This is a genomic window from Pedobacter albus (assembly GCF_036324255.1).
Lineage (GTDB): Bacteria > Bacteroidota > Bacteroidia > Sphingobacteriales > Sphingobacteriaceae > Pedobacter > Pedobacter albus.
Genome location: NZ_JAZDQT010000001.1, coordinates 1,963,925 through 1,990,333 on the forward strand (window position 1 = coordinate 1,963,925; position 26,409 = coordinate 1,990,333).

The window sequence follows — 26,409 nt, forward strand, 5'->3', positions numbered from 1 at the left end:
GGTTCATTGGCTGATTAGTCATCAGTTAATAGCCCATGGACTATCGACTATAAACCATGGTCTATCGACTATTCGCTACTTGAAATAAATCTTAAACGTAGTTCCCATATTTTCGGCGCTTTCTACGGCTATATTGCCACCCATGGCCTCGATTTGGTTTTTTGAAATAAAGAGGCCAAAGCCACGGGCATCGGCGTTACCGTTAAAAGTCTGGTAGATGCCGAATATCTTGTCGCCGTGCTTTTTAAGGTCGATACCTATCCCGTTATCCGAAACGCGTAGCACCAACTGATCGTTTTCTTCAAAACAGCTCAAAGAAATGACGGGTTTTCGATCTGGATGACTATATCGCAAAGCATTGGAAACGAGGTTAAGCAAGATGCTTTCGAGATAAGCCTTGTTGTAATTGATTTTGATATTGCTATTTACCTTGTTGAGCACCGTGGCGTCTTTGGCCAAAATCTGCGCATTTTGTGTAGCCAGCGTCTTGAGCACATAATCGTAGAGGTTGAGTGGCTCTACCACAATGTCGATGCTGGTTTGGATGTTGACAATGTTATTGAGGTTAAATAGAGTTTCGTTCAGGTTTCCGGCTACCCTTTTAAGCAACTGGATCATTTCATCACGTTCCTCATCGTTTTTTGCATTTTCAATCAAACTGGAAATACCCTGGATGTTGCTGGCATGCGAACGCAGGTTGTGCGATACGATGTACGAGAAATTGAGCAGGCGCTTATTTTGTTCAGTTACGAGGTTAAAAGACTTGCTTAAGGCCGACTCCGATTGTTTTTTATTGGTAATGTCGATCATGATGCCCCTGAGCTTGAGTACTTGTCCCGGCTCGTCAATTACACTAACCACATCTCTGATCCACACCACGCTCCCATCGCTGGCCAGCATACGGTATTCATAATCGTGCTTTCTCCTTTCGGCAGTTGCCTTTTCGCTGAACACTTTGACCCATTCTTTATCGTCGGGATGCAAGTGATCGAACCAGAAGCTTGGACTTTCGGTCCACTGGCTCACAGTATAGCCCAAAATATCCTTTACCTTCTGACTGATAAAAGTGCAGGAATGAGTACCAGGTTCGCCTTCCCAAACAATCCCGTCGATGGTGTTGATGAGCGACTCGATACGTTGCTGCGATTCGATCAGGCTCTGCTGTTCGGCCTTGCGCTTGGTTACATCTTCTACAATGATGATGTGATTGTTGGGCTCTTCTCCAACAGCCCAAAGCGGCGTAATGATTACATTGCCCCAAATAATCTGTCCTTCTCTCGACAAATATCTTTTCTCCCGACTAAACTGCCTTATTTTGCCGGCCAGCAATTGCTTAAACAGCTTGGCGTCTTCTTCCAGATCTTCGATATGGATAAGCGATTTGATCTTCTTGTCCATCAATTCCCTTTCGCTGTAGCCCAAAAAATTGCAGAGGTAGCGGTTTACTTCCAAAATAAGTCCGGTGCGCGAATCGACCCTTGCAATACCAATGGCGGCATTATCGAATATGTTTTTGAACTTGCTTTCGGTATTGATAAGCTGCGAGGCCTGATCGTTTACAAGATCCTGCAACTGGGTTTGTTTTCGGAGCAATCGCGATAGCAAATAACTCGACAACACCGCCAAGCTCAATCCAAACAAAATGGCCGAAGCCAGTTCAAACCAGGTGTCATAAGCATTAACGTCAACCACATAGAGCTTCCAATCGCCTTCCGGAAAAACTACCGAATGGGCATGTTTCAATGAAAAACGTTCATCAACCGGCAGGAAAAACTCTTCCTTTTTGGTAATGGGATTAATCTTGGAAAATTGAAATCGGTAGTTTTCGTATTTTTTATTGTCGATACCTGCATTCTTGAATAATTTCTCCAGCCTAATGACTACGGCAGAAAAGCCCCAAAACTTGTTATTGATGTACAAAGGTAGTCGGCCTACCACGCCTACGCCACCTTGGTTGAGCTTAACCGGCCCCTGATAGTACATCTTTTTGGTTTCGATGGCTTTTTTCACCTCCAAAACAGTTTGAGGCGGACTTTTAAAAAGATCGACGTTAATGGCCTGCTCGTTTCCTTTTATCGGATACATGTACTTGATGACCCCATTAGGCACCAATTGCACGGCCTGCAAATCGGGATTGGAACGGATCAGCCGATCGGCCACGGTTTCGAAATGATCGGGTACGCCCTTGTTGTCGAGCGTTAGGGCCAAGGTAAGGGCCACCGTATAGCTGTTTTTTAGCGATTGTTCGAGGTTCTGCTTGACTCCATACAGGATATTCGAAACCTCGCGTTCCTTGTTTTCCCTGAACAATTCGTAACGCTGATGCACAATGAGCGAAATAAGCGTTAGCAACAAGAAAAAGGTGATGAAGCCCGAGGTCTGCGGTTTAGAGATAAACCAGCTCGATAACTTATTGGACTTTTTCACCATGGTTATTGAGCAGTTTATTATACCTAGAATACATAATTTAGACCTTGAGCACGTTAAATCAGAGCTAAATATAGCAAAAATGATCCGAAAGCGATCGGATGACAACCTTAAAACACAAAGATAAAATTTCTTAATTATTAAAATTAATAACTTAAAAGAAATATCACATTCGCTTTTATGGGGCTGAAATAGCCCGAAATGCGCTTTTAAAGCTTTTGTATCAAATCTGTTGCTTTTTGATAATGCGTGGTACCCTTGGCTATTTTTTGAAGCCAAGTTTTGCATTCGGTTTTTTGCCCTGTTTTTAAATAACTCATGGCCATGGCATAAGCTGCATCGTATTTAAAGGCCGATTCTCCGTTGTAAATAGCATTCAAAAGTTCGCGACCTTGTTCTACCTGTTCGGTGGCCAATAAGGTTTGCGCATAATAATAGCTCAACTGCGCATTTTGGGAATCCTTGCTGTACAGCTTTTCGAGTATATTTTTGGCTTCTGCGTATTTGCCATCGTTATAAAAAGCAGCGGCTTTGTCCAATTCGGTCTCACTGGCTGCACCCCGTTCGGTAACCAACATTTGGCCCGGCGTATGATACTGCTGGTAAAGATCGCCTCGCCAAGGCGCCCAAATAAACAGGCCTATGGCCAAAACCGCAGCAATTCCACTCGCCCATTTGATGATCGGCTTAAGCGAAAGCATTTTGGTTTCGTGTCCAAAATACTGGCTGTTCAGCTTGCCCAAGGTTTGCTGGAGTGCCTTGCGATGGGCATCTGGTGCCAGTTGCAACCGTAGCTCTTGCTGCAATTGCCTGTAATTTTTCAAATGTTGCTGCAATTCGGCATCGGTTTGCAATTGTGCTTCAAACTCGGCCATTTCGGCTTCGTTTAAATCTCCCTCTACAAAACGGGCTGTCCATATTATTTTATCTTCGGCCATCTCTTTATTTGTTAACCTGAACCAATTTCATTAGGCTTGCCATACATTCCGATTTCTTTTTGCGCAAATAACCATAGGTAACACCCAGTGCTTCGGCCACTTTTTCCTGTGCCTCGCCCTTTAGGCTCCACCTGATGATTTCCTGGCAACGCTCGCCCAGCTTTTCGAAGGCTTTAAAAAACAATTTCGACTGTTCTTGTTGCTTTTCAAGCTGTTCGGCCTGTTCAAATGTATCCTCGCCGATATGTAATAAACTGTCTTCTTCTTTTGTTACCGGCAAAACAGCTCTTTTTTTCAATTCGTTGAGCCATTTGCGTTTACAGACCAGCAAAAGAAAGGGTTCGAACGGACAGGTAAGTTCCAACCCCTTGTATTTGGCCTGGTTATATACATCAACCAGGGCTTCCTGAAAAATATCTTCGGCATCGTTGGCATCGCCATTGTTAAAGCACACGAACGATTTGACCTTGCCAGCACATTTCTTATAAATTTCGTTGATCAATTGGGCATCGTTGTTCATCAATGCCAAAAGATAACGCTGATCTGGATGTACTGTTTTGGCCATTGGCGCTATTTTTTAGAGGGTTTGCTAGCCTAAATTACTCTTTCTTGCGCATTGCCGAAAAAAAATTGAAAATAATGGGGTAACATTTTTTGCCGTGGCTTTATCTCTCATCAAACCTTATGAAACGGCGTTTGCTGAAAAGCCTGAAGAGAGTAAGCGAAATATAAAATCAAAGATCATGAAAAAGTTAAACCTAACCTATGCAATAGTTGCCCTTATCGTTTTATTTGCGGCAGCTTGTAAGAAAGACAAAAACAACAGTGGCAACGCCGCCTACTCGGCCAAAGAATTTACTGCATTGTATGGCCCGCAAATGCAGGGCAGAAAAGTAATGGGTAATGTAGCAAATACCTTTACCTTGCCAGGCGGCACTCAAATCACCATTCCGGCAGGTGCCATCAGGTTGGGTGGCGTGGCTGTAACCGGCGAAATCACCATCAGCGCCATGGAAGTGCTCAAAAGAAGCGACGTGGTATTTGGTGGCATGAACACCAATCACATCAGCGGTGCACCTTTGGCATCGGATGGCTTTATTTATTTGAACGCAACGGTTAACGGCACTAAAGCAGACCAAGCCTTGGCCATTCCAATCAGAGTTTCTATTCCGGCCAAAAGAACCGGTGTTACCCAACTTTGGGAAGGTGTTGAAAAAGTAGGCAACAATAACCAGATGGCCTGGCAGGCACCAGCTCCACAGGCCAACGGCGTTGGCGTAAAAGTTGATGTGACCGCAGCGGCCCAAGCCTTTACTTTCGATATGGGTAACCTGGGCTGGATCAACTGCGACGTGTTTTACAGCTACAGCAACCCAAAAACCACTACCCGTGTAACTTTGGTTAACAATCCTGGCAACCTGGCTGTTTTTAGAGGCTATGCTGGCGAAACCTTTGTGTTTTTCTGTGCCAAAGGTAGCAACGTAGTGGCCCAGCTGTATACTCCTGATGGCCCTAACAAAGTAAAAAGCTATGACAATGCAATGCCGATTGGCGTACAAGGCAAGTATTTGTCGTTCTCGATCAAAGATGGCAAATACTACTATGCCGAACTGGAAACTACGATTGTGGCCGACCAAAGTATTACGCTCACCTTGGCCGAAACCAGCGAAAGCCAGATACAACAGGCTATCAATGGCTTAAACAATTACTAAGTGCTTATTATCCCCCAATTTTTAACAAGGAAGATGGAGCCGAATGCGTGCTTCATCTTTTTTTGCCGTTTCTTTATTTCAGATAAAAATCTATAAATTTAGTACTCATGAAAACGCTTCTTCTTCCCTTATTGGTTATTTTAGGCTTCCATGTAGTACAGGCTCAGGTATTGCCCACTGATACCGTACCAGCCAAAATCAGTTATACCACCGAGAACGGCGTTACCAAGTTCAGTGCCGAGCTCAGGCCCTTAAGACCAATTTCGGGTGCTCCTGCTCCTTTTTACACCTATTTTTGGGAATTTGGCGATGGGGGCTTCAGTTTCGAAAAAGACCCCCTGCATATTTACAGTTCTTCGAACCCTACCATGGTCCGGTTATTTGCCACCAACAACTACGACGATGGCAAGCATCCACCCACAAGGCCCAGACCGATTAAACCAACCAAACCAAGTGGCGGAGGCAAACCCATGTTGGCTTCGAATACACCCAACTTTTTTAAAATGGGTGGCAGCATCGAACTCAAAAGCAATGCCATGCCCAAACCCGGCGACGACATGATGCTGGTTTTTGGCTACAGAAACAAAGCCAGCAACGGACAACCCAACCTGAATGGCACATTGGCTATTTTATACAACGATCGCGAGTTTAGCAACAACAATTTTGTACTGACCGAAGCCAGAACCTATTTCGGGGAGAAAAAGGCCGATCTGAAACCGATGACGCAAACGGCCTACCTGCCACAAAAAAGCAAAACACCGGTTTATTATGCTTCGGCAAATCCAGAATTAACTTTGCCCAAAGCAGACCAAGTATTGTTTAAAGACAAAGCCAAGGATTTTAAAAACCAGGAAGGCTGGCGATTTGAAGGCCTGAAAACCGACGAAGAACGTTTCCTCTTTCTCGAGTTTAAGACTACTCCTGAAATGCTGAAAGACACCAATGCGGTTGTTCGCCTTTCGGCGGTGTTTATTCCGGATAATCCCTTGGTAGAAAAAGAGTTTTTTAACCTCGAACTCCAAATCGTAGCTTCGCACGACCCCAATAAAATGGTATTGCGAAAAAGTAGGATGAATTACCGCTTTACCAGTAAAAGCCGGGAACTTACTTATAAAATCCGTTTCCAAAATACCGGCAAGGGTCCGGCTAAAAAGGTTGACGTGGCCGTAAATATAGCTCCGGTTTTCGATCCAGCTACTTTAAAAGTCACCAAAACCAAACCCGAAGTCATTACCTGTGATTCGGCTTATAGCGGGCAGAGCTGCCTCAAGGTTCTGAAGGGAACAGACAGTGTGCATTTTGTTTTTAGCAATATCTACCTGCCCGGCCTCGACCAAAAAGGGGTTAACGATGCCGATTCGACCATGGGTTTTGTGGAATATAAGATCAGGTTTAAGGAAAAGCCCGAAAAACTGCCGATTAAAAGCGGTGCTGCTATTGTTTTCGACAAAAATGAACCTATTTATACCAACCGAGCTGTGGGCCGCTTTAAAATGGGGCTTTCTCCAGGCATTATCTTAGGCTATGGCTTTCCTTTTGAAACGAACAACCAAAACTTCCTGAACAACAAAAATATCGTGATTGGGGCTAGCTTGGCTCCTTATGCGCCTCATCGTACCTATTGGCAGGTCGAGCTCTTCCTCAATACCTTTAAAGAAAATACGTATCTCGTTAGTTCTACCACCACCTCAAAAGATACCGTCATCAACAATACGCCCTACCGGATAGACAAAAAAGACTATTATAAAACCAAGAAAGTAATAACCATTAACGCAGTGCCTTTGCAGGTGCGTTATAACCTTAATAAATATGTTGGCGCAGGTGCCGGAGCCTTGGTTTCGCTTAACCTGTACGATAAAGACATCGACGAGCTGAAATACAACCTTACCGCAGCCAATGGCGTAGGTAAGATTAATTTAGACAGGATAGCCAATTCGAGCAAAAAGCATTTCTCCGACTTGAATGCCTCTTTGTTTGCCGATGTACAATTTGGCTTGGTGCGTGTAGGCCCGTCTATCGGTTTCCGCTACCTCTACGATCCCAAAACCAACAACAACCGAATGGCGAGCTATGTAACCTGGAAGTTCTAGATGGGTTCATTGGTTCAATAGTTCATTGGTTTGTTAAGCTGATTAACGGATTGGCTTTGGGATTACCTGATCGATGATCAGCCGAAAACCGCAAACCATTAACTAAGCAATAAAATCATTAAATTAGCTGAAATGCAAACCTTTTATGCGCTCAGCTTTTTTACGTTTTAGCTTTTTCCTTTTGTTTTTTGGGGCGCAATTGGCTGTTTTGGCACAAAGCAGGTTATTGGATATTCGTTTGGATTCGTTGCAAAAGGCCAACGATTTAAGCGGGTGGATTTATGAGCGGTTGGATTATGCCAAAAATAATCCGCAGGCAAACCTGCCTTTCCTCTTGCAAACCCAAGCCAAGCTATGGCGCAAAGCCAAAGACCAAACAGAGCACTTTGCCTATTTGGATTTACTGAACGTACAGGGCTATCATCAATTGTTAACCGGCAATATCTTAGGCTCCATCAACAGCTATGAATCGGCTTTTGCCTATTATTTGAAAAACGAAGTGGTCGGCTATGAAATTGTCGACTATACCTTAAAACCCTTAAGCAACAACTACACCCGCCTAGGCGATTACGAACGGGCGCTCTACCTGCAGCGCAGAACCCTCAATTTTCAACTTAAAAACCAATACCCGCCTGCCGACATTGCTTCTATGTATGGCAACATGGCCATTTGCTACCAATCGATGGGCAATTTGGCCGAAGCCGAAAAAAGCGTTAACGAAGGCTTGAAATTAGCAGCCAAAGATGCCAAGACACGAGTGGTTTTACGTAATGTTTTGGCTGGTATATTTTTCGAAGGAAAGGAATACCAGCAAGCAGCCCAACTGATCGAAGCGAATATCAATGCCCAAAGGCAAAACATCAATGCAGAGAGCGCCTATTGGCTGGCAAGCTCATTTTCCACGGCTGGCAATGTATATACCGCTTTAAATCAACCCCAAAAGGCCGACGCCTATTTAGCCAAGGCAATTGCTTTGCTCGACCGCTATTATCCCAATAAATGGCTCAGGGAAAGGGCCAATCTGTTTACCCAAAGAGGACGATTAAAATTGATGCAGCAACAACCGTTGCAGGCCATTCAATTTTTCGACAAAACGTTGCTCACCTTAAAAATAAAAGACGGCAAAAACAACCTCATTACGCAACGGATTTATGGCGATAACCGGGTAATGGAGGTTTTTGAACAGCTCGCCATCGCACATCAAGAGCTTAAACAGGCTGATTTGGCTATCAAATACATCAAATTGGCTTTGTTGGCTGGCGACAAGATCAGAAACGAATTTGCCGACGACCAAACCAAAGAGCGTTTACAGGCCGATCTGAAAAACACCGCTGAAAAAGGAATCGAAATCAGCTACCAGCTTTACCAGCAAACCCATGAAAAATCGTTGTTGCACGAAATCCTGATTTTTGCGGAACAGAGCAAGAGCCGAACCTTGTTAGACCAAATCAGGCGCAACCAGCAATTGATGGGTTTGAACCAAAAAGACTCGCTGTTTATCAAGAAACGAAACCTTGAGTTGGCCATTGCCTATCAGGAAAAACAGGAACTGGAAGGCATTGCATCGGCCAGTCAGCATATCGCCGGACTTAAGTATGATTTAGCCCTGATCAATAAACAACTGCAACAAAAATATCAGCAACTGCAAACGGCCAATCCAGCATTTGAAGCATCCTTGCCAACCCAAAGAACGCTGGAATATTTTGTGGGCGAACAGGCCATCTATCTTCTCGATATGGGCAATGGTCGCATCAATTCGGTGCTACGTCTATCTGATGCCTCCAAAATCAAGCAGACTATCCAAACCTATGTGAGCACTTATTTCCAACAGGGACCAAGTGCCATGCTCAACTCGCCCAAAGCATTTTATTTGGCTTCTTATCAGGTTTACAACACCATCCTGCAAGGCGTCCGTTTAAACAAAGGTGAAACCCTAACGATTATTCCAGATGGTATTTTGGGCTATATTTCTTTTGATGGATTGCTAACCAACAATCGATTTAGCCCAAACATTTCGGCTTGGCCATTTTTGATCAAGAACAACACTATTACTTATGCCTTTTCGCTCCAAACCTTAAGCGCCAATACACAAAAAAACAAGCAAAAGGGTTTTGCAGGCTTTTTTATTACGCACCAACAAAACAACAATGCTCCCCTAAAAGCGGTACAGGCAGAGGCCGATGGCATAAAAAAACTAATCAGAGGCCGTTTTTTGTTTAACGAACAAGCCAATGCGAAAAGCTTTAAAAATGAATTTGGACGTAATCAGGTGTTGCATATCGGTACACATGCCTATTTATCGGGCAAAAACCAGGAACCTACACTCGATTTTGGTCAAGAAAAACTGTTTCTGTTCGAACTTATCGCTCAACAAAAAGCACCCTCGTTGGTGGTATTAAGTGCCTGCAGAACCGCCGACGGCTTATTGGCCAATGGCGAAGGCGTAATCAGTTTATCGAGGGGCTTTAATGCCATTGGCACATCAGCTACCATTGCCGGTTTATGGAACGTAAATGACGTGGCGGCTTCGGTTATAACCAGTAACTTTTATAAAAACCTATTAAATGGCGAAAACAATGGACGAGCTTTGCATCAGGCCAAATTAGACTGGCTGCAACAAGCACAAAACAACGATGCGCTGTATTTGCCTTATTATTGGGATAGCCTGATTTATATGGGGACAGACCAACAAATAAATTTGGAAACACCGTTCGGCTGGACATGGATTGCAGGTATTGGTGTCTTAGTTCTTATGATGACAATCATTTTGCTTTGGCTTAGAAAAAAAATGAGCATAATTACACAATTATTGTCCTCACCACCTAAGGAACCTCAGACACCTTAGCTTTTCTTAGGTGCCTGAGGTGGTAAAACCAAGCGGACAAACATTATTTTCACCACCTAAGAAGCCTTAGACACCTCAGCTCGTCAATAACTAACTTTAAGAATCTTAGCTTCCCTTAGGTGCCTGAGGCGGTAAAACCAAGCGGACAAACATCATTTTCACCACCCAAGAAGCTTTAGACACCTCAACTCGTCAATAACTAATTTTAAGAACCTTAGCCTCCCTTAGCTGTCTGAGGTGGTAATTAATACGTAGACAAAGTACTATTTTCACCGCCTAAGAAGCCCAAGTGCACCTTAGTGACTAAATTAAAAGCCTTAGTTTCTCTTAGGTGTCTGAGGTGACAAATCAACATTCGCCTTTGTTGTTCTTTTTAAACTCATGTACTCTTTTTGGCATTGGTTCCCGCTTCCTTTTTAAAAATAACAGCTCCCAACGGTGGTAAATTAATCGCTATCGACTGCTTGTGATGGTTGCAATCTATATTTTCTGTTGCTATGGCTTTTGGATTAAGTTTGTTGCTTCCGTAAAACTCGGATGCATCAGTATTGAATATTTCCTTCCATTTGCCCTTTGCAGGTACGCCAAGCCTGAAGTTTTCGCGGTATACCGGCGTAAGATTCAGCACTACGAGCAAAGTATCTTTCGGTTTGGAACCCTTTCTGCAATACGTAAATACAGAGTGGTCCATATCGTCGGCATTGATCCATTCAAAGCCTTCGTAAGAAAAATTATATTGATAAAGCGCCGGCTCTGTACGGTAAAGCTGGTTTAAAGCCTTCACCACTTTTTGCATACCGGCATGCGGCGCATATTGCAACAAATCCCAATTAAGCGATTCGCTAAAATTCCATTCGTTGGTTTGCGCAAATTCGTTGCCCATAAACAAGAGCTTAGTACCCGGATGTGTAAACATATAGGCATACAAGGCTCTCAGGTTGGCAAATTTTTGCCATTCGTCGCCGGGCATTTTATAAATCATAGACGATTTGCCATGCACCACCTCATCATGCGAAAAGGGCAACATAAAATTCTCGCTAAAGGCATACGAAATGCTGAAGGTTAGCTGATGATGGTGGTATTTGCGGTTGATGGGATCATTTTTGAAGTACTTTAAGGTATCGTTCATCCAACCCATCATCCATTTCATGCCAAAACCCAAGCCACCTGCAAATACCGGACGGGTTACCCCATCAAAAGTGCTGCTTTCTTCGGCAATGGTCTGCACCCCCTGATAATTGCCATAAACGGCTTCGTTCAGGTCTTTCAAGAAACTTATCGCACCTAAATTTTCGCTGCCACCGTATTCATTGGTTCCCGCTTCTTCGGGTGTTCTCGAAAAATCGAAATACAGCATCGAAGCTACCGCATCAACACGCAGACCATCGGCATGGTATTTTTCAAGCCAAAACAAGGCATTGCTGATGAGAAAAGAACGCACTTCGTTGCGGTCGTAGTTGAAGATGTACGATTTCCAATCGGGATGGAAACCCTTACGCATATCGGCATGCTCGAACAGGTGCGTACCATCGAAGTTAAACAAGCCATTGGCATCACCTGGAAAATGCGAAGGCACCCAATCCAGGATAACCGCAATATTGTGCTGGTGCAACTGGTCGATCAGGTACATCAAATCTTGAGGAGCGCCATGTCTGGAACTTGCTGCAAAATAACCGGTTACCTGATAGCCCCACGATGGATAGTAGGGATATTCCATAATAGGCATCAGCTCTACATGGGTAAAGCCCATTTCCAAAATGTAAGGAACCAAGGTATTGGCAATTTCGCCATAGCTTAACACCCTTTCCGGATTGCTCGGATCGCGTTGCCAAGAGCCCAAATGCAATTCGTAAACCGAAATTGGCTGGTTAAGCGCATTGAGCTTTGGCCTTTTCTTTAACCAGGCTTTGTCTTTCCAGCCGTAATCTACATCCCAAACAATAGAAGCTTTTTGTGGCGGATGTTCCCAGCGTAAAGCATAGGGATCACCTTTTTCGATATCACTGCCATCAAAGCCTTTGAGGTAATATTTATAAACCTCGCCTTTGGCCACATGCGGAATAAAACCTTCCCAAATACCCGATTTATCCCAACGTTTGTTCAGTTGGTGGCTTTCCCTGCTCCAGCCATTAAAATTACCCGTGACGGCAACCTGTTGCGCATTGGGTGCCCATACGGCAAAGTAGGTACCGGCCACATTATTTACCGTACAAAGGTGTGCCCCCATTTTCTCGTACAAACGAAAATGCTTGCCCAACAAAAACAGCGAAACATCAAAGTCGGTAAACAAACTATGAGCCCAAACACTTTTAAAAGCATCTAAAACGCTTTCTTTTGGAGAGGACTTTTTACTCGGGGTATTCCTTTTAGCGTTAGGCATAGTTTTTCAATTGGCAGTTTACGGCTTCAGTTCACAGTTGGCAGTTTGTAGTTTACAGTTAAACGCTACATTTTTTAACTGTAGCGTTTAGTACTTAGGCACCTATAATCTTGATGTGCATAAAATTCTTGTTCGATTTGAATCTTAGGCGTTTGCGTTCGTCTAGGTAAAAATCAGTAATTTCCTTGTCGTCGGCAAAAACCTTGGCTACTTCAAATGGCAACCCGATTACATTGTAATCATACAATTCGTAATTCGGGGTATATAGTCCTTCTATCATCTGCTCGATAAATAGATTGCGACCATCGCCTTTGACTACAAATTTCTTTTCCAGGTAAATGTCCTGTTCGTAGGCAAAAGTATCGCCATGATCTTCGAACATAAATGAATTGACCTCATAATCGGCATAATAAATATTGAGCCAAACCTCGTCTATCGGTTTTTCGCCCACATATTGCATCACCGGATATTCTGGCAATACCGAACCTGCCCGCACAAACAGCGGCATATCTTCTAAAGGTGCTTCGATATCGTATTCGTTGCCCCCATCAAGTAGTTCGTGGGTCCAGAAATTGTACCATTGGCCTTTAGGCAGGTATACAACCCGCGAAGTGGCGCCTTGCTCCAATACCGGACAAACCAACAGCTTATCGCCAAAGGTAAATTCATCCTGGCGGAAATGGTTGCCGATATTTTCTTGCTCGAGCATCGCCAATGGCCTCAAAATAGGGAAACCGTAGCGGTGATGCTCCCAAAACACCGAATAGATGTACGGCATTAGGCGATAGCGCAACTCGATAAATTTACGATTGATGCTGGTAAACGGTTCGCCAAAACTCCAAGGTTCGCGCTCGGAGGTATCGCCGGCCGAGTGCGCCCGCATAAACGGCGAAAAAGTGCCCAACTGGATCCAGCGGGTAAACAATTCGCCATCAGGCTCGCCGCTAAAACCGCCGATATCCGTTCCAATAAACGGGGCGCCAGAAATAGACATACGCTGACACTGGATATTGCCCAGTTTGAGATGCTCCCAGGTAGCCACGTTATCTCCCGTCCATATACAAGCGTAGCGTTGTACGCCCGAATAGCCTGCACGGGTAATGGTAAAAGGGCGTTTGTTGCGCATCAGTTTTTTCAAACCATCGTAGGTTGAACGCACCATTTGCATACCGTAAATATTGTGCGCCTTGCGGTGCGATCCGCGATAACCATCGAAATTATGTCGAACATCGTTAGGGAAAGTACCTGCGCCAAACACGGCAGGTTCGTTCATGTCGTTCCAAAATCCGGCTACGCCCAAATCAACCAGCTCTTTGTACAGTCCGCCCCACCATTGTCTTACCGTTGGATTGGTAAAATCGGGGAATTGGCAACGGCCTGGCCAAACGTGGCCTTCCATAAAGTAATCGTCGCTTCGGCGACAGAAATAATTGTTTTCCTTGCCTTCTTTAAATACCCAATAATTATCGTCTACCTTGATTCCCGGATCGATCATCACCACGGTTTTCATGCCAATGCTGGCCAGGTCTTTGATCATTTTTTTAGGATCTGGAAAATACTTTTTGTTCCAGGTAAAGCAACGATAACCGTCCATGTAATCGATATCCAAATAAATGGCGTCGCAAGGAATCTGGCGTTCTCTAAAACCTTCGGCAATTTCCCTTACCTTCGACTCTGGGTAATAGCTCCAACGGCATTGATGATAGCCCAAAGCCCATTTTGGTGGCAGTTTATGCGTACCGGTTAAGCTTTGGTAGCGTTTAACCACGTCCATCATGTGTGGCCCGTGGATATAATAGTATTGCAATTCTCCGCCATCGGCCCAAAAACTGGTTTTCAGGTGGTCTTCCTTGCCAAAATCGAAGTAAGAACGGAAGGTATTATCGAAAAAGATGCCATAAGAGGCGCCTTGATGTACGCCGATATAAAACGGAATGGTACGGTAAAGCGGATCCTGATCCCAGCCAAAAGAGTAGGCATCGGTATTCCAGTTCTGGAATTTACGTCCCCGCAGGTTCATGTTACCCGACTTATCGCCCAAGCCAAAGAAATTCTCCTCCGGCAGGCAATTTTTGGTGGCAAAAACATAATAGCCTCCAAACTCAACGTTTTCTTCCCAGTGCATCGGCGAGCTGTCTTCGCTCATCACCATACTCGAGTGGTTGTCGAGAAATGAAATATGAAAGGTTTCCTTGTTCAGTTTGCAGGTAACGGTATTGGTGGCAATCAGGTAATCTTCGTCGGTTTCTTCGAGCCTAAAAGTGCTCACACGTTGGTCTACCTGAGGTACGGCATAAGAAAAATCGTCGAGAAAAACACTGTGAGGTGCCATTCTTACCCGGATAATCTCGTCGCTCACTACCCTCACTTCTACCCGCGCATTTCCGTCTGAAAAATAAAACCTGTTGTCTTCTTTTTTAACCTCTACGATAGAAGTGAGGTACTGTTTTACAATAGGCTTTAAACTGGTAACAGGGTTATTCAGGTGCTGAATAATATCGTCTTCAATATGTTCTGTAGCAATTACTGGCGTTTCTTTTTCTTCTTTGTTCAATTCTTCTTCCATAAGTTTATCTTCGTTTCCCAATTAAAACCAATAACATTCTCTATTTCGAATAATATTGGCCGTTGGTGCTCTTCACCAACCAATTTAACGCTCCCCCTCGTCGGCCTGTAGGCAAAGAACGCCCACAAAAGCAACAAGGAACTAGGATAAACATATTAAAAATCCCTTAGTTATCCTCCATTTTTTTGAGGTTTTTACAAGTAGTGTGATTTTTACACCGAACGCCCCTCTTCTACTTCCAATTTGTTCGCCAAAACTTCGTCGGTACGCTTCGGCTCCCTGACAAAAACATAACAGATAACCGCAGCCAAAATCATTAGCGCGCCGCCTAACTGAACAGCCAACAGCCTGTCATTGTGCAATACGTTTTTCATGAGCCAGCCAAAACCCAAAGAAGCTATAATTTCGGGCAGTACGATAAAAAAGTTGAAAATGCCCATGTAAATTCCCACTTTATCTTTGGGCAAAGAACCGCTGAGCATGGCATAAGGCATAGACAGGATACTAGCCCAGGCAATGCCCACACCTGTCATGCAGAGGTACAACATGTTTTTGTCGTGCACCCAAGCCACGCTGATGAGGCCCAGCGCACCGCAAAGCAGACAAAGCGCATGGGTGGTTTTACGGCCCAGCAGGTCGGCAATTTTAGGCAACACTAAGGCAAACAAAAAGGTAACCACGCTATAATACGCCAAAGTGAGGCTGCCAAAGTCGGCACCGTGCGCATAAACCGGATCGCTGGCATCTTTGCCGCCAAATACGTTTACCGCCACGGCCGTGGTATAATAAAACCACATCAAGAATAAACCCGGCCAGGTAAAAAATTGCACCAACGATACAATCCGCATCCTTTTGGGCATATTGGCCAAGGCATGAAATATTTCTCTCACACCCGAACCAAAACCTTTGCTTTGGACTGTGGTTTCTTCTTTAGCGGAAGGCGGATATTCTTTGGTGGTTAAAACCGTGTACAGCACCGCTGCAAAGAAGAAAAAAGCACCCAGGTAAAAAGAGAACTTTACGTTTTCTGGAATATTGCCTTGTGTTGCGGTATTGGTCAGGTGGAAAATATTATTCATTACCCAAGGCAACGAAGAAGCCACGCTGCCGCCCAAACCAATCATGAGGCTTTGCATAATAAAACCACGGTTCACCTGACTATCAGGCAGTTTATCGGTTACAAAGGCACGGAAAGGCTCCATGGCAATATTGCCAAAAACATCGAGCACCCATAACAGGCCCGCGGCCATCCACAAAGCACTACTGTGTGGCATAAAAATAAGGGCAATGCTACTAACCAGCGCGCCGATAAAGAAATATGGCCTCCTACGACCCCAATGCGGATGCCAAGTCCTATCGCTCAGGTAACCGATAATAGGTTGCACAATGAGTCCGGTTAAAGGCGCGGCCAAGAACAACAAAGGCACTTGGTCGGCATTGGCCCCCAGGTTTTCGTAAATACGGCCCATGTTGGCGCGCTGCAGGTCCCAGCCAAACTGGATGCCAAAAAAGCCTACGCTCATGTTGATGATCTGCGCGAGAGACAGTTTGGGATTTTCGGTTAATGTTTTGTGGTTCATGGGGTTGGTTTATTTGGTTAGGGTTTAGGTTCGGCGTTCTTAAAACTCCAGGATAGCCGCACTGGTGGCCGGCATTTTCAGCTGCAGGCCATTGTCTATGTTGTCGGTCTTAAATTCGGTGCCCGACAACAGGTCTTTAAAGCTTAGCGATTTTCCGTTCAAATGAAAGGCATCCAATACGTCCTTCGGAAACTTGACCTGCAGTTGGCTTTCGCTTCTGTTAAAATTGGCTATAATCAGCACCTGTTTATTTTCGGTGTAGCGCAGGTAGGCGTAAACTTTGTCGTTAAATCCGGCCGAGTTTTTATTGGCCTGCAGCAATTCATAGAAAGCACCTTGGTTAAGTGCCTCGTTTTGCTGCACCAGGTTGAGCAACTTGCTGTAAAACTCGCGCAAACGCTTTTCATCGGCATTGAGCTTGCCTCCGTCGAACAAGCCGTTGTTCATCCATTTTTGGTGCTGTGGCAATCCCCAATAATCGAATATGGTCGAGCGACCATCGTCGCCTCCAAAGCCTTCGGCACCATTGGCGGGTTCGCCAACTTCCTGGCCATTGTAAATCATTACCGGCCCTGTTGATAAGGTAGCGGTAACCACCATGGCCGGCACGGCATACCATGGGTTTGTGGCAAATGCCTTAGAGGCAATCCGCGTTTCGTCGTGGTTTTCTAAAAAGCGTAGCATGTGCTGACCAAAGCCCTTGCTTTCTTGTTGCCAAACAAAGCTGATGTCTTTTACCGTAGCTTTCTCATCGTTCATCATCAGGCGTTTCAAGCCGTCGTACAAGCCAACTTTATCGTATAGGTAATCGAATTTGCCGTTGAGCAGAAAGTTCTTGTATTCGTTCCGGTCGTAAGCTTCGCCAATAAAAACAAGGTTTGGATATTTCTTTTTCAAATCGCTGATGGCCCAGTTCCAAAATTCTACAGGCACCATTTCGGCTACGTCACATCGAAAACCATCTACCCCTTTCGAGGCCCAAAAAGCCAGAATATCGCGCATTTTTTTCCAAACTGGCGGATGGGGCACCAAATGCTTGGTATTGTTTTGCTGTACATCTACGCCATAATTGAGTTTGATGGTTTCGAACCAATCGTCGAGTTTGGGACTGGCGCTAAATACGTTGTTTCCCGTGGCTTTTGCCGGAAATTCGTCGAATTTTCCATCCTTTAAAGGGTTTTCATAACCTCCGCCACCCGGCTGATACCCTGTTGGCACCACGAAATGCTGATTGGGGATGTAATAAAAATCGTTATTGGGATCAAAGCTTTTGCTTTTATCGTCTTGGGCACCCAAATCGATTACATTGGTCGGCTTGGCATCCGAATGGTAAGTTCTGGCTACGTGGTTGGGGATAAAATCCATCAATACTTTTAAGCCCTGATCGTGGGTTCGTTTAATCAGGTTTTCATACTCGGCCATCCGATTGGGCACATCAACCGCCAAATCGGGGTCTACATCGTAATAATCCTTAATGGCATAGGGCGAACCCGCCTTGCCTTTCACAATATCCGGATCATCATTCTTAATCCCCGACTTCGAATAATCAGACATGGTGGCATGCTCGATTACGCCAGTATACCAAACGTAATTTACCCCCAATTTTTTAAGTTCCTTTAAGGCCTGATCGCTGATATCGTTAAACTTGCCTACGCCGTTTTCTGCCATCGAGCCATAAAATTTATTGGTGGTATTTTGGTTGCCAAAGTAGCGTACCAAGGCTTGATAAATGACTATTTTTCGGTTCTCGAGCTTTTCTGAAGTCGTTTGGTTCGGGTCTAACATCTGCAAATTATTTTTACGTACACAAGCGCACAGCCCCGTAACAAGGACCAAGAATACGGCTATTTTGATAACGTTTTTCAAGGGAGTTGGTTTAAGTATTCAGTTCTAAATTGCTGTTGGCTTGCAGCTGATGCGCCAGGCCAAAAACATGGATTTCGAGGTTGACATTGCTTTCGTTGCTCAGTTTTACTTGCTTATCGCTTACCTTTACCGTAACCACAGCCTGCCTAAAGCCTATTTTAAAGGCATAGGAGGTCCATTTTTGAGGCAATATCGGATGCAGGTGCAAAGCTCCCTCTTTTATGCGCATGCCACCAAAGCCTTCTACCACGCTAAGCCAGGTACCAGCCATGGAGGTAATGTGCAAACCATCTTCGGTATCGTTGTTGTAATCGTCTAAATCCAGGCGCGAAGTACGCAGGTAAAATTCGTAGGCCCTGTCTAAATCGCCCAGTTTGGCTGCAATAATGGCGTGTACGCAGGGCGACAGAGAGCTCTCGTGCACGGTGCGCGGCTCGTAAAAATCATAATTCCTTCGGATGGTTTCGAGGTCATAGTCTTCTTCAAAAAAGTAAATTCCCTGCAAAACATCGGCTTGTTTGATAAAACACGATCTTAAAATCCTGTCCCAGCTCCATTTTTGATTCAAAGGCCTATCGCTTGCGGGCAAATCTTTAACCAGTACCTGTTCCTTGTCTAAGTAGCCATCCTGTTGCAGGAAAATGCCTAATTTCTCATCAACCGGATAAAACATCTGGTCAATAATTTCCTGCCAGTGGCCAGTTTCTTCCTGTTCCTTAAAATTGGTTTTGGCAAACAGTTCGGTTAGTCGAACGGGGTCCATGCCTTTTACCAATTCAATGGCTTCTATGGTATATTTGAGGCACCAGGTAGCAATAGTGCTGGTGTACCAGTTATTGTTAACGTTGTTTTCGTACTCGTTTGGCCCGGTTACCCCCAACATGACGTAGCGTTCTTTTTCGATGCTCCAGTTTACGCGTTGCGCCCAAAAGCGGGCAATGCCGATGAGCACCTCTAAACCATATTTGGCCAAATAGCCCTGATCGCCAGTGTAGCGGCTATAATTGAAAATGGCAAAGGCAATGGCGCCGTTGCGGTGGATTTCCTCGAAGGTAATTTCCCATTCGTTGTGGCATTCTTCGCCGTTCATGGTGACCATCGGGTATAAGGCCGCGCCATTTTTAAAGCCAAGCTTCTCGGCATTTTCTATAGCTTTGTCCAATTGCTTGTAACGATAAATGAGCAGGTTTTCGGCTACCTGCTGTGGTGCAGTGGCCAAATAAAAAGGCAGGCAGTAGGCTTCGGTATCCCAATAAGTGGAGCCTCCGTATTTTTCGCCGGTAAAGCCTTTCGGACCGATATTTAAACGGGCATCTTCGCCAGTGTAGGTTTGGTGCAACTGAAAAATATTAAACCTGATGGCCTGTTGTGCGGCTACATCGCCTTCAATCACCACATCGCCGTTCTGCCATTTACCAGCCCAAGCCTGTGCCTGTTCTTGGCGCATGCGGTCAAAACCTTTGGCCACTATCTTTTGCAAGGTTGCGACAGCCTCTGCCTCCATTTTGTTTTTGGTGTAATTCTCTGACGAGAGGTTAACGGCATATTTGTAAATAGCGGTGGTTTCTCCCTTTTTCACGTCGACCGTAAATTGTTGGGCCACATATTTTTCCTTACTGACAAATTTGGGTTTCAGGCCTAACGGCGCTCCGTTTTGATGGATTTCGGTGTGGATGCCAGAACTTACCCAGAAAGCCGTTTTCTTGGTTTCCATGGTCAGCAATGCGAAACTGTTTTGTTCGGTTTTGCTGATTTCGGTCCAGAATTTTTCGTCGTAATTCGAATCCTGGTTTTTCACGTCGCCGTCCAAACTCGATTCGATGCTGATTTGACCCTCAAAATTATGTGGGGTAATGCTGTAGCAAATGGCTCCTGCCTCGTCGTCAACCAGACTGCAAAAACGAACGGCCTCAACTCCGAGAACGTTCCCGCTCCTGAGTTCGACAATAAATTTTCGGGTTAATGTACCCAATTGCATATCGAGCACCCGACTGAATTCCAGCACCTTACCGGTATTCAAATCCAGCTCTTCGCCATTTACGGCAACACGGATGCCTATCCAGTTGGTGGCATTCAAAACTTTTGCAAAATACTCCGGATAACCGTTTTTCCACCAGCCCACACGGGTTTTATCAGGGTAGTAAACGCCGGCCACATAATTGCCCTGCAGGGTTTCGCCGGTATAAGTTTCTTCAAAATTGGCACGCTGGCCCATCCGGCCGTTGCCTATGCTAAAAATACTTTCAGAAATCTTATTCAAATGCGGGTCAAATCCCTCTTCAATGATTTGCCACTCCTGATGTTTGATATAATTCTTCATCGCTTATAAATTCTCTAATTTTGCTAAAGTCATCTCCAATAAACCGGCTACCACTAAATCTGCGCCTTTTAATACCTCGGCCTTGCCAATGCCTACGGCTTTCATGCCACCGCTTTTGGCCGCTTGTATGCCCGCAATGGCATCTTCAAAAACCACACATTGGTTAGGTGGCACATTCAATTCCTGAGCCCCCACCAAAAACACTTCCGGATCGGGCTTAGACTTGCTTACCTTGTTGCCATCAACCAGTGCATCAAAAAGGTGGGTAATCCCTACCTGACGCAAAATGGTTTCAGAATTTTTGCTGGCCGAGCCCAAAGCCGTTAAATAATGGTTGGCCTTGACTAGTTCCAAAAACTCCTTTGCTCCCGGCAAAATCTCCCGAGGCGTCATTTTGGTAATCATCTCTACGTACCATTCGTTTTTGAGCGTAGCCAGTTCCTGCATTTCCGCATCGCTTTTGCTTACGCCACCCCAATTTAGTATTATTTTTAGAGACTCTATCCTACTAATTCCTTTGAGCTCTTCATTTTGTGTTTCGGTAAAGTCGAAGCCCAACTGGTTGGCCAAGCGGCGCCAGGCTTTATAATGATATACGGCGGTATCAACAATAACCCCATCGAGGTCGAAAATACAGGCTTTTGGTTTAGACATATTTTTTATTGCAGTTCAAATATATAAGTTGTTTTGGCAGGAAGCTGTATGTTGCCTATCGGAATTTGCTGACCCGAAATAATATTGCGCAAATTTTGATGCGCACCTATGCGCTCGGCAAAGCGGGCTGTTTCCAGGTTTTCGGCCTGCTCGTTGCTGTTCATCACCACCATCACCGTTTTTTGATTATCGTACCTGAAGTACACATAAATACCCTTTTCTGGCACAAACTGCATCAATTTGCCTGTTTGCAGTACCGCATTGTTTTTACGGTAATTGGCTAGTTTCTTTACAAAATCGAAAGCTTCGTTTTCTTTGGCACTTCGGCCCGAGGCCTTAAACTTATTTACCTTGTCGGCAGGCCAGCCTCCCGGAAAATCTTCACGTACCAAACCATCGGGGTTGGAGAAATTCTTCATCAGGATTTCGGTTCCATAATACATTTGAGGGATACCACGGAGCGAGAACAATAAAATAATTCCAGATTTGAACTTGTCGAAATCTTCGCCTACCACCGAATAAAACCTGCTAATGTCATGGTTATCCAAAAAAAGTACATTTTGTGTGGGGTCTTTGTACTGGTAATCGCTAGCCAAGGTGGTATAAAGCCTGTTTACGCCATCTGTCCAGCCAAATTTGCCGTTTAAGGCTTCATTGATGGCAAAATAAGTCTGAAAATCGGTTACGCCCTGTAAGCCCGTATCAAAATGTTGGTTTACGGTATTGCCTTCGGTAAAAAATACCTGGTTCGGAATGCCGTTTACCCAAGTTTCGCCAAAGAAGGTAAATTTTGGAAATTCCCGGGTAATGGCTTTGGCCCATTCGGCCATAAAAACCTTATCGTTATAGGCATAGGTATCGAGCCTAAAGCCATCTAAGCCTGCATATTCGATCCACCAGATGTGGCTTTGGGTAATGTAGTTCTTCACCAAGGGGTTTTGCTGGTCAACATCGGGCATGTGGTGGTCAAACCAGCCATCGGTCATTAACTTGCGATCGGCTTTCGAGGCGTAGGGATCGAAAAGAGTCTGATCTTTATAGGTTGTACCGGTATATTTTGGCCATTGGTGGAACCAGTTTTTGGCTGGCGGGTCTAAAAACAGGAAATGCTGGTCGCCGATATGGTTGTGCACCAAATCTTTGATCATTTTCATGCCTCTTTTGTGGCACTCGGCTACCAGTTTCTGGTAAAGCTCATTGGTACCAAACCGGCGGTCTACCCTGTAATTTTCGGTAGCCGCATAGCCGTGATAGGAAGTCTTGAACTCGTCGTTTTCCAATACCGGATTAAGCCAAAGCGCGGTTACTCCTAATTCTTGCAGATAAGGTAAATGATCGATGATGCCTTGCAAATCGCCGCCATGACGATAATACATCGAATCGCGGTTGAAGCTCTGGTCTTTCATTCCCTTAACCTGATCGTTGCTGGCATCGCCATTGGCAAAACGGTCGGGCATAATCAGGTAAATGAAATCTTTATTGCTTACACCTGTGGTATGGTTGGTTCTGGCCTTGAGCTCGTAGGTATAGCGAATCGTAGCTTTCCCCTTTTCGGCAAAAGTTAGTTCGAACTTGCCGGGCTTAGCCTGTGGCGAAATAGCCAAATTGACAAACAGGTAATTGGGATTGTCTACTTTTTGCACGCTGACCAACTTAACTCCGGGATAGGCGTTGATGCTGGCGCTTTTCCTGCCCATCTGCTCGCCCCTCACCAATAATTGCAAAGCCGGATTTTTAAAGCCCGTGTACCAATTGGCAGGTTCTATCCGCTCGATAGCCGGCAGCTGCGCAAAAAGCGAAGTCAGCGGCACAAGGAACAAAAGGCAAAGGAGCAAGATCTTTTTAGTCATTAAAAAAGAAAGGAATGGTTAGCAGGGCTAAAGTGTTAATTTTTACATTAAAACCAAAGCAAAATGCAAAATAATGTTGGGCAATAAAAAAGCCTCCCGGTTTTCGGGAGGCTTTTCAAATCAAATATAAATCTACTATGGATTAAATGTAAACGATAAATAATACAATGCGCCAACTGATGGGTTACCAAAAGAAGTAGTATAATATTTATTCAGGATGTTTGAACCGCCCAATTTAACAATCGATTTTACAGATGGCACTTTGAGGTTAACCTGTGCATCGAAAGTAGAGTAAGATGGTACGTTTCCTGTGGCGAAGGTCGAGTTCCACAAGAAAGCATCTTGCCAGCGGTACTGTACGTTGAAACCGAAGTTCTTCACGATTTCCCTGCTGCCGATACCTGCATTAAATCTCCACTCAGGCGTGTTGAAGTTGTTATCGAAATTAGCTGGCAAATCGGTTAGTTTGTTGTACGAAGTATTTCCGTTGAAGTTGAACTTGCCTACTTGGTAATCCAATCCGATAGCGGCACCGTAGGCTTTTACCTGATCAGCTACGTTTACCGGAACGCTGAATTTAACTGCGGTAGTGGTTGGATTTTGGTACAAGTTAACACCGCTGATGAAATCTTTGTAGATATTGTAGTAAGCATAAGCATCAATCAACAAGCTTTTGGTAGCCAAACCTTTGTAGCCGATTTCGAAAGATTTCACGCTTTCTGGACGAAGGCCTTTGGCATCGAAAGTATAAGCCTGCAACAAGGCCGGATTTGGCGTACCACCGGCTACAGAAGCCAAGAATGCTCTATAGCTGGCTTCGGTTACTGCTTTGTTGGTGTTCAGGTTGTATTTGTTGATCGACTCTGGCAAACCACCAATTAAACGGGTTGAACCGCCACCTACAGCCAAATCAATGTATTGGTCTTGTGTAGTTGGGTTACGATAACCTGTTTGGAACGAAGCCCTGATGTTGTTGTTTGGTGCTACGGTCCATACGCCGGTTACACGAGGGGTTAACCTGCCTTCGAAGTTTTTGCTCTTATCATAACGGCCAGCAACGGTCATTTTAAATTTGTCGCCAAATTTCTTGCCCAATTGTGCAAACGCACCATACTCATCGATAGTAATGTTGCGGTTGGCATCATCGAAAATAGTACCGTCAGAGTGCAGGAAATAATCGCGGTAAGAAGCACCAACCTGAAACTCTACTACGTTGTTAAACAAGCTAGAGAAGTTGTACATACCTTCGTAGTGGTACAAATTGGTTTTATCGTTAAACTTGGCACCATTAGCCGGACCAATTGTTTTAGAAGTGATGGCATCTTTAGCAGTTTCGTAACCTGGTGTACCTGGCATTAAACGGCCAATATCAGCCTGCGATCTTGCAAACGCGTGGGCCGCCGCATCCGATTGTCCACCAGCTCTTGCACCAATGTAGTTACCGATATATTGTGGAAACCAAGTAGTTGAAGGTTTCCAGGCCTCGTTAATAAATGTACCCAAAATGGTCGCGTTATAGGCATCGCCAGAACGCTCTTGGGTGGTATAGGCCCTTAAGAAGAAATCCTGTCCTTTCAACTCCAGTTTATACTGGCCAATTTTGAAGTTTCTTAAAGAATAACGGTCAGTGCCGGTATAAACCGAAGTACCTGTTCCCCAGTTAGCTTGGGCTATGGCTTCAACCGTGTTGTTGAATTTGTAGTGCAACGAAGTTGAGGTTTTTAGCGATTTGGTATCATAGTCAACCAAATCAGTTTCGGCATAACCTGTTCTCGATACAAACTGGTTAGGCAACAAGCCCGGTACCCTTAAACCGATATAAAATGGCAGGTAATTTTGTACGGCAGGTCTTAAGGCCGCTGGCAAACCAGCTAAGAAAGCCGCTTGTTGAGCAGCCGAAGGCGCTCCGGTTGCCGGTACGCCCATGGCACCAAATGCACCGTCCATTGTGTTTTTGATATTTGGAATAAGACCACCACTAGCCGTTGCAATACCGGCAATGGTTTGGTTTTGTACGCTTTGCGAAACATTGATCATGTTTTGGCTAATCTCATCGCCATATACGTTTACCCCGTCGTAGTTAGGATCGCTGTTCCTGTCGCCATTTTTGAGCTGACGTGCCACACGGTCAAAGTTACGGGTATCGGTAGCCGCCCAGTCTTTAGCCTGCAAGAACGAGAACGAAGTTTTGAAACCAAATTTGTTGTTCCATGATTTAGCCATACGAACATCCAATTGTTTAAACTCTTGGATACCTTGCGATGTTTGGTTGTCGTTTACATGGTTGATACCGGTTTTGTATTGGAAACTGGCACCTTGGTATTGATAAGGATTTTTTGAAGTCATTAACAAAGTACCGTTGGTACCACCAGCACCGTACAAGGCCGAAGCCGCGCCAGGCAAAAGCTCTACATTGTCTACATCAAGCTCAGAAAGGCCAACGATATTGCCTACCGAGAAGTTAAGACCAGGCGCCTGGTTGTCCATACCATCAATGTACTGATTAAAACGAACGTTGCCATTGGCATTGAAACCACGGGTATTCACCGATTTAAAGGTTAAACTTTGGGTACTCATCTCCACGCCTTTCAAGTTGTTCAAGGCATCGTAAAACGAAGGGGCCGGAAGCTCTTTTAAAGCCGCCGAGCTGATGCGCTCTACAGAAACCGGAGATTCTAAAATTCGCTCAGGCGTTCTCGAAGCAGAAATTACTACCTCTTGGCCCAATATGGCGCCACTTTCTAGTTCGAAGGTCAAATTAGCCGCATTTCCGCTCACTTCTTTTTCAACAGAGGTAAAACCGATATAAGAAACCACTAAGGTAAAAGGTGGTTTTTCTGTAGTAGTGAAGGCAAATTGGCCTTTTGCATCGGTAGAAGAACCAACTGTTTTTCCCTTAATGGTTACGCTTACCCCGGGAATAGGCTCCTTCGTGGCCTTGTCTGTAACCGTACCACTTACTACTATGCTCTGTGCATATGCTCCAACACCAGTTGCCAGCAGTACGAAAAGCATAAAAATGATTTTAGTAAAGATTTTATTCATACTTAAGTAGTTTATATTTGTTTATCACATAAACTTAATACAAATTTTCTTACTAACAAATTCTATTCTGTAGAAAATTTACTTCGCAAAATCTAATTTGATTGTAATCGGATTTATTTTTATATGTAAATTGCAG

14 protein-coding genes are annotated in these 26,409 nt (G+C 44.6%); 3 read left to right on the top strand and 11 right to left on the bottom strand.

All coding sequences use genetic code 11. The features are described from left to right. Nucleotides 1-75: 75 nt before the first annotated feature. From VRU48_RS08155 to VRU48_RS08165, 3 genes are all read right to left on the bottom strand, one after another. Nucleotides 76-2,430, bottom strand: a complete 2,355-nt coding sequence (locus VRU48_RS08155) for a sensor histidine kinase (RefSeq protein WP_330107428.1) — start codon at nucleotides 2,428-2,430, stop codon at nucleotides 76-78. A gap of 206 nt (nucleotides 2,431-2,636) precedes the next feature. Continuing rightward, the gene (locus VRU48_RS08160) at nucleotides 2,637-3,365 is read right to left on the bottom strand and encodes a tetratricopeptide repeat protein (RefSeq protein WP_330107429.1); all 729 of its coding nucleotides are present in this window, start codon (nucleotides 3,363-3,365) and stop codon (nucleotides 2,637-2,639) included. Nucleotides 3,366-3,369: 4 nt separating this feature from the next. Then, nucleotides 3,370-3,930, bottom strand: coding sequence for an RNA polymerase sigma factor (locus VRU48_RS08165; RefSeq protein WP_330107430.1), 561 nt, complete (start codon nucleotides 3,928-3,930; stop codon nucleotides 3,370-3,372). A gap of 178 nt (nucleotides 3,931-4,108) precedes the next feature. On the opposite strand from VRU48_RS08165, the gene VRU48_RS08170 reads away from it, so the two are divergent. The 3 genes from VRU48_RS08170 to VRU48_RS08180 all read left to right on the top strand — a co-directional run bounded on the left by VRU48_RS08170 (nucleotide 4,109) and on the right by VRU48_RS08180 (nucleotide 10,012). Further along, a complete protein-coding gene (locus VRU48_RS08170; protein ID WP_330107431.1) occupies nucleotides 4,109-5,077 on the top strand; it encodes a hypothetical protein in 969 nt (322 codons plus the stop codon). A gap of 107 nt (nucleotides 5,078-5,184) precedes the next feature. Next, entirely contained in the window at nucleotides 5,185-7,167 is a 1,983-nt protein-coding gene (locus VRU48_RS08175; protein ID WP_330107432.1) for a DUF7849 domain-containing protein, read from the top strand. A 145-nt stretch (nucleotides 7,168-7,312) separates the two neighbouring features. Continuing rightward, nucleotides 7,313-10,012, top strand: a complete 2,700-nt coding sequence (locus VRU48_RS08180) for a CHAT domain-containing protein (RefSeq protein WP_330107433.1) — start codon at nucleotides 7,313-7,315, stop codon at nucleotides 10,010-10,012. Nucleotides 10,013-10,391: 379 nt separating this feature from the next. Here VRU48_RS08180 and glgB read toward each other — a convergent pair whose 3' ends face one another. The 8 genes from glgB to VRU48_RS08220 form a co-directional block, all read right to left on the bottom strand. After that, nucleotides 10,392-12,392, bottom strand: coding sequence for a 1,4-alpha-glucan branching protein GlgB (gene glgB / locus VRU48_RS08185; protein ID WP_330107434.1), 2,001 nt, complete (start codon nucleotides 12,390-12,392; stop codon nucleotides 10,392-10,394). A gap of 94 nt (nucleotides 12,393-12,486) precedes the next feature. Beyond that, on the bottom strand, nucleotides 12,487-14,958 hold the full coding sequence (locus tag VRU48_RS08190; RefSeq protein ID WP_330107435.1) for a glycoside hydrolase family 31 protein: 2,472 nt from the start codon (nucleotides 14,956-14,958) through the stop codon (nucleotides 12,487-12,489). A 212-nt stretch (nucleotides 14,959-15,170) separates the two neighbouring features. Next, complete coding sequence (locus VRU48_RS08195) at nucleotides 15,171-16,538, bottom strand: MFS transporter (RefSeq protein WP_330107436.1); 1,368 nt, start codon at nucleotides 16,536-16,538, stop codon at nucleotides 15,171-15,173. 39 nt (nucleotides 16,539-16,577) lie between these two features. Next, nucleotides 16,578-18,404, bottom strand: a complete 1,827-nt coding sequence (locus tag VRU48_RS08200) for an alpha-amylase family glycosyl hydrolase (protein WP_330107437.1) — start codon at nucleotides 18,402-18,404, stop codon at nucleotides 16,578-16,580. Nucleotides 18,405-18,414: 10 nt separating this feature from the next. Further along, nucleotides 18,415-20,724, bottom strand: a complete 2,310-nt coding sequence (locus VRU48_RS08205; protein WP_330107438.1) for a glycoside hydrolase family 65 protein — start codon at nucleotides 20,722-20,724, stop codon at nucleotides 18,415-18,417. A gap of 3 nt (nucleotides 20,725-20,727) precedes the next feature. Continuing rightward, the gene (pgmB, locus tag VRU48_RS08210; protein ID WP_330107439.1) at nucleotides 20,728-21,378 is read right to left on the bottom strand and encodes a beta-phosphoglucomutase; all 651 of its coding nucleotides are present in this window, start codon (nucleotides 21,376-21,378) and stop codon (nucleotides 20,728-20,730) included. Between the two features lie 5 nt (nucleotides 21,379-21,383). Beyond that, a complete protein-coding gene (locus VRU48_RS08215) occupies nucleotides 21,384-23,228 on the bottom strand; it encodes a glycoside hydrolase family 13 protein (RefSeq protein ID WP_330107440.1) in 1,845 nt (614 codons plus the stop codon). A gap of 135 nt (nucleotides 23,229-23,363) precedes the next feature. Then, the gene (locus VRU48_RS08220; protein ID WP_330107441.1) at nucleotides 23,364-26,273 is read right to left on the bottom strand and encodes a TonB-dependent receptor; all 2,910 of its coding nucleotides are present in this window, start codon (nucleotides 26,271-26,273) and stop codon (nucleotides 23,364-23,366) included. Nucleotides 26,274-26,409: the final 136 nt, after the last annotated feature.

Bases quoted from the DNA above. Each gene is read 5' to 3' on its own strand.
- VRU48_RS08170 (WP_330107431.1), top strand. From the start codon at position 4,109: ATGAAAAAGTTAAACCTAACCTATGCAATAGTTGCCCTTATCGTTTTA.
- VRU48_RS08155 (WP_330107428.1), bottom strand. From the start codon at position 2,430: ATGGTGAAAAAGTCCAATAAGTTATCGAGCTGGTTTATCTCTAAACCG.
- VRU48_RS08190 (WP_330107435.1), bottom strand. From the start codon at position 14,958: ATGGAAGAAGAATTGAACAAAGAAGAAAAAGAAACGCCAGTAATTGCT.
- VRU48_RS08205 (WP_330107438.1), bottom strand. From the start codon at position 20,724: ATGAAGAATTATATCAAACATCAGGAGTGGCAAATCATTGAAGAGGGA.
- VRU48_RS08175 (WP_330107432.1), top strand. From the start codon at position 5,185: ATGAAAACGCTTCTTCTTCCCTTATTGGTTATTTTAGGCTTCCATGTA.
- VRU48_RS08220 (WP_330107441.1), bottom strand. From the start codon at position 26,273: ATGAATAAAATCTTTACTAAAATCATTTTTATGCTTTTCGTACTGCTG.
- VRU48_RS08195 (WP_330107436.1), bottom strand. From the start codon at position 16,538: ATGAACCACAAAACATTAACCGAAAATCCCAAACTGTCTCTCGCGCAG.
- VRU48_RS08215 (WP_330107440.1), bottom strand. From the start codon at position 23,228: ATGACTAAAAAGATCTTGCTCCTTTGCCTTTTGTTCCTTGTGCCGCTG.
- VRU48_RS08165 (WP_330107430.1), bottom strand. From the start codon at position 3,930: ATGGCCAAAACAGTACATCCAGATCAGCGTTATCTTTTGGCATTGATG.
- VRU48_RS08180 (WP_330107433.1), top strand. From the start codon at position 7,313: ATGCGCTCAGCTTTTTTACGTTTTAGCTTTTTCCTTTTGTTTTTTGGG.
- pgmB (WP_330107439.1), bottom strand. From the start codon at position 21,378: ATGTCTAAACCAAAAGCCTGTATTTTCGACCTCGATGGGGTTATTGTT.
- VRU48_RS08160 (WP_330107429.1), bottom strand. From the start codon at position 3,365: ATGGCCGAAGATAAAATAATATGGACAGCCCGTTTTGTAGAGGGAGAT.
- glgB (WP_330107434.1), bottom strand. From the start codon at position 12,392: ATGCCTAACGCTAAAAGGAATACCCCGAGTAAAAAGTCCTCTCCAAAA.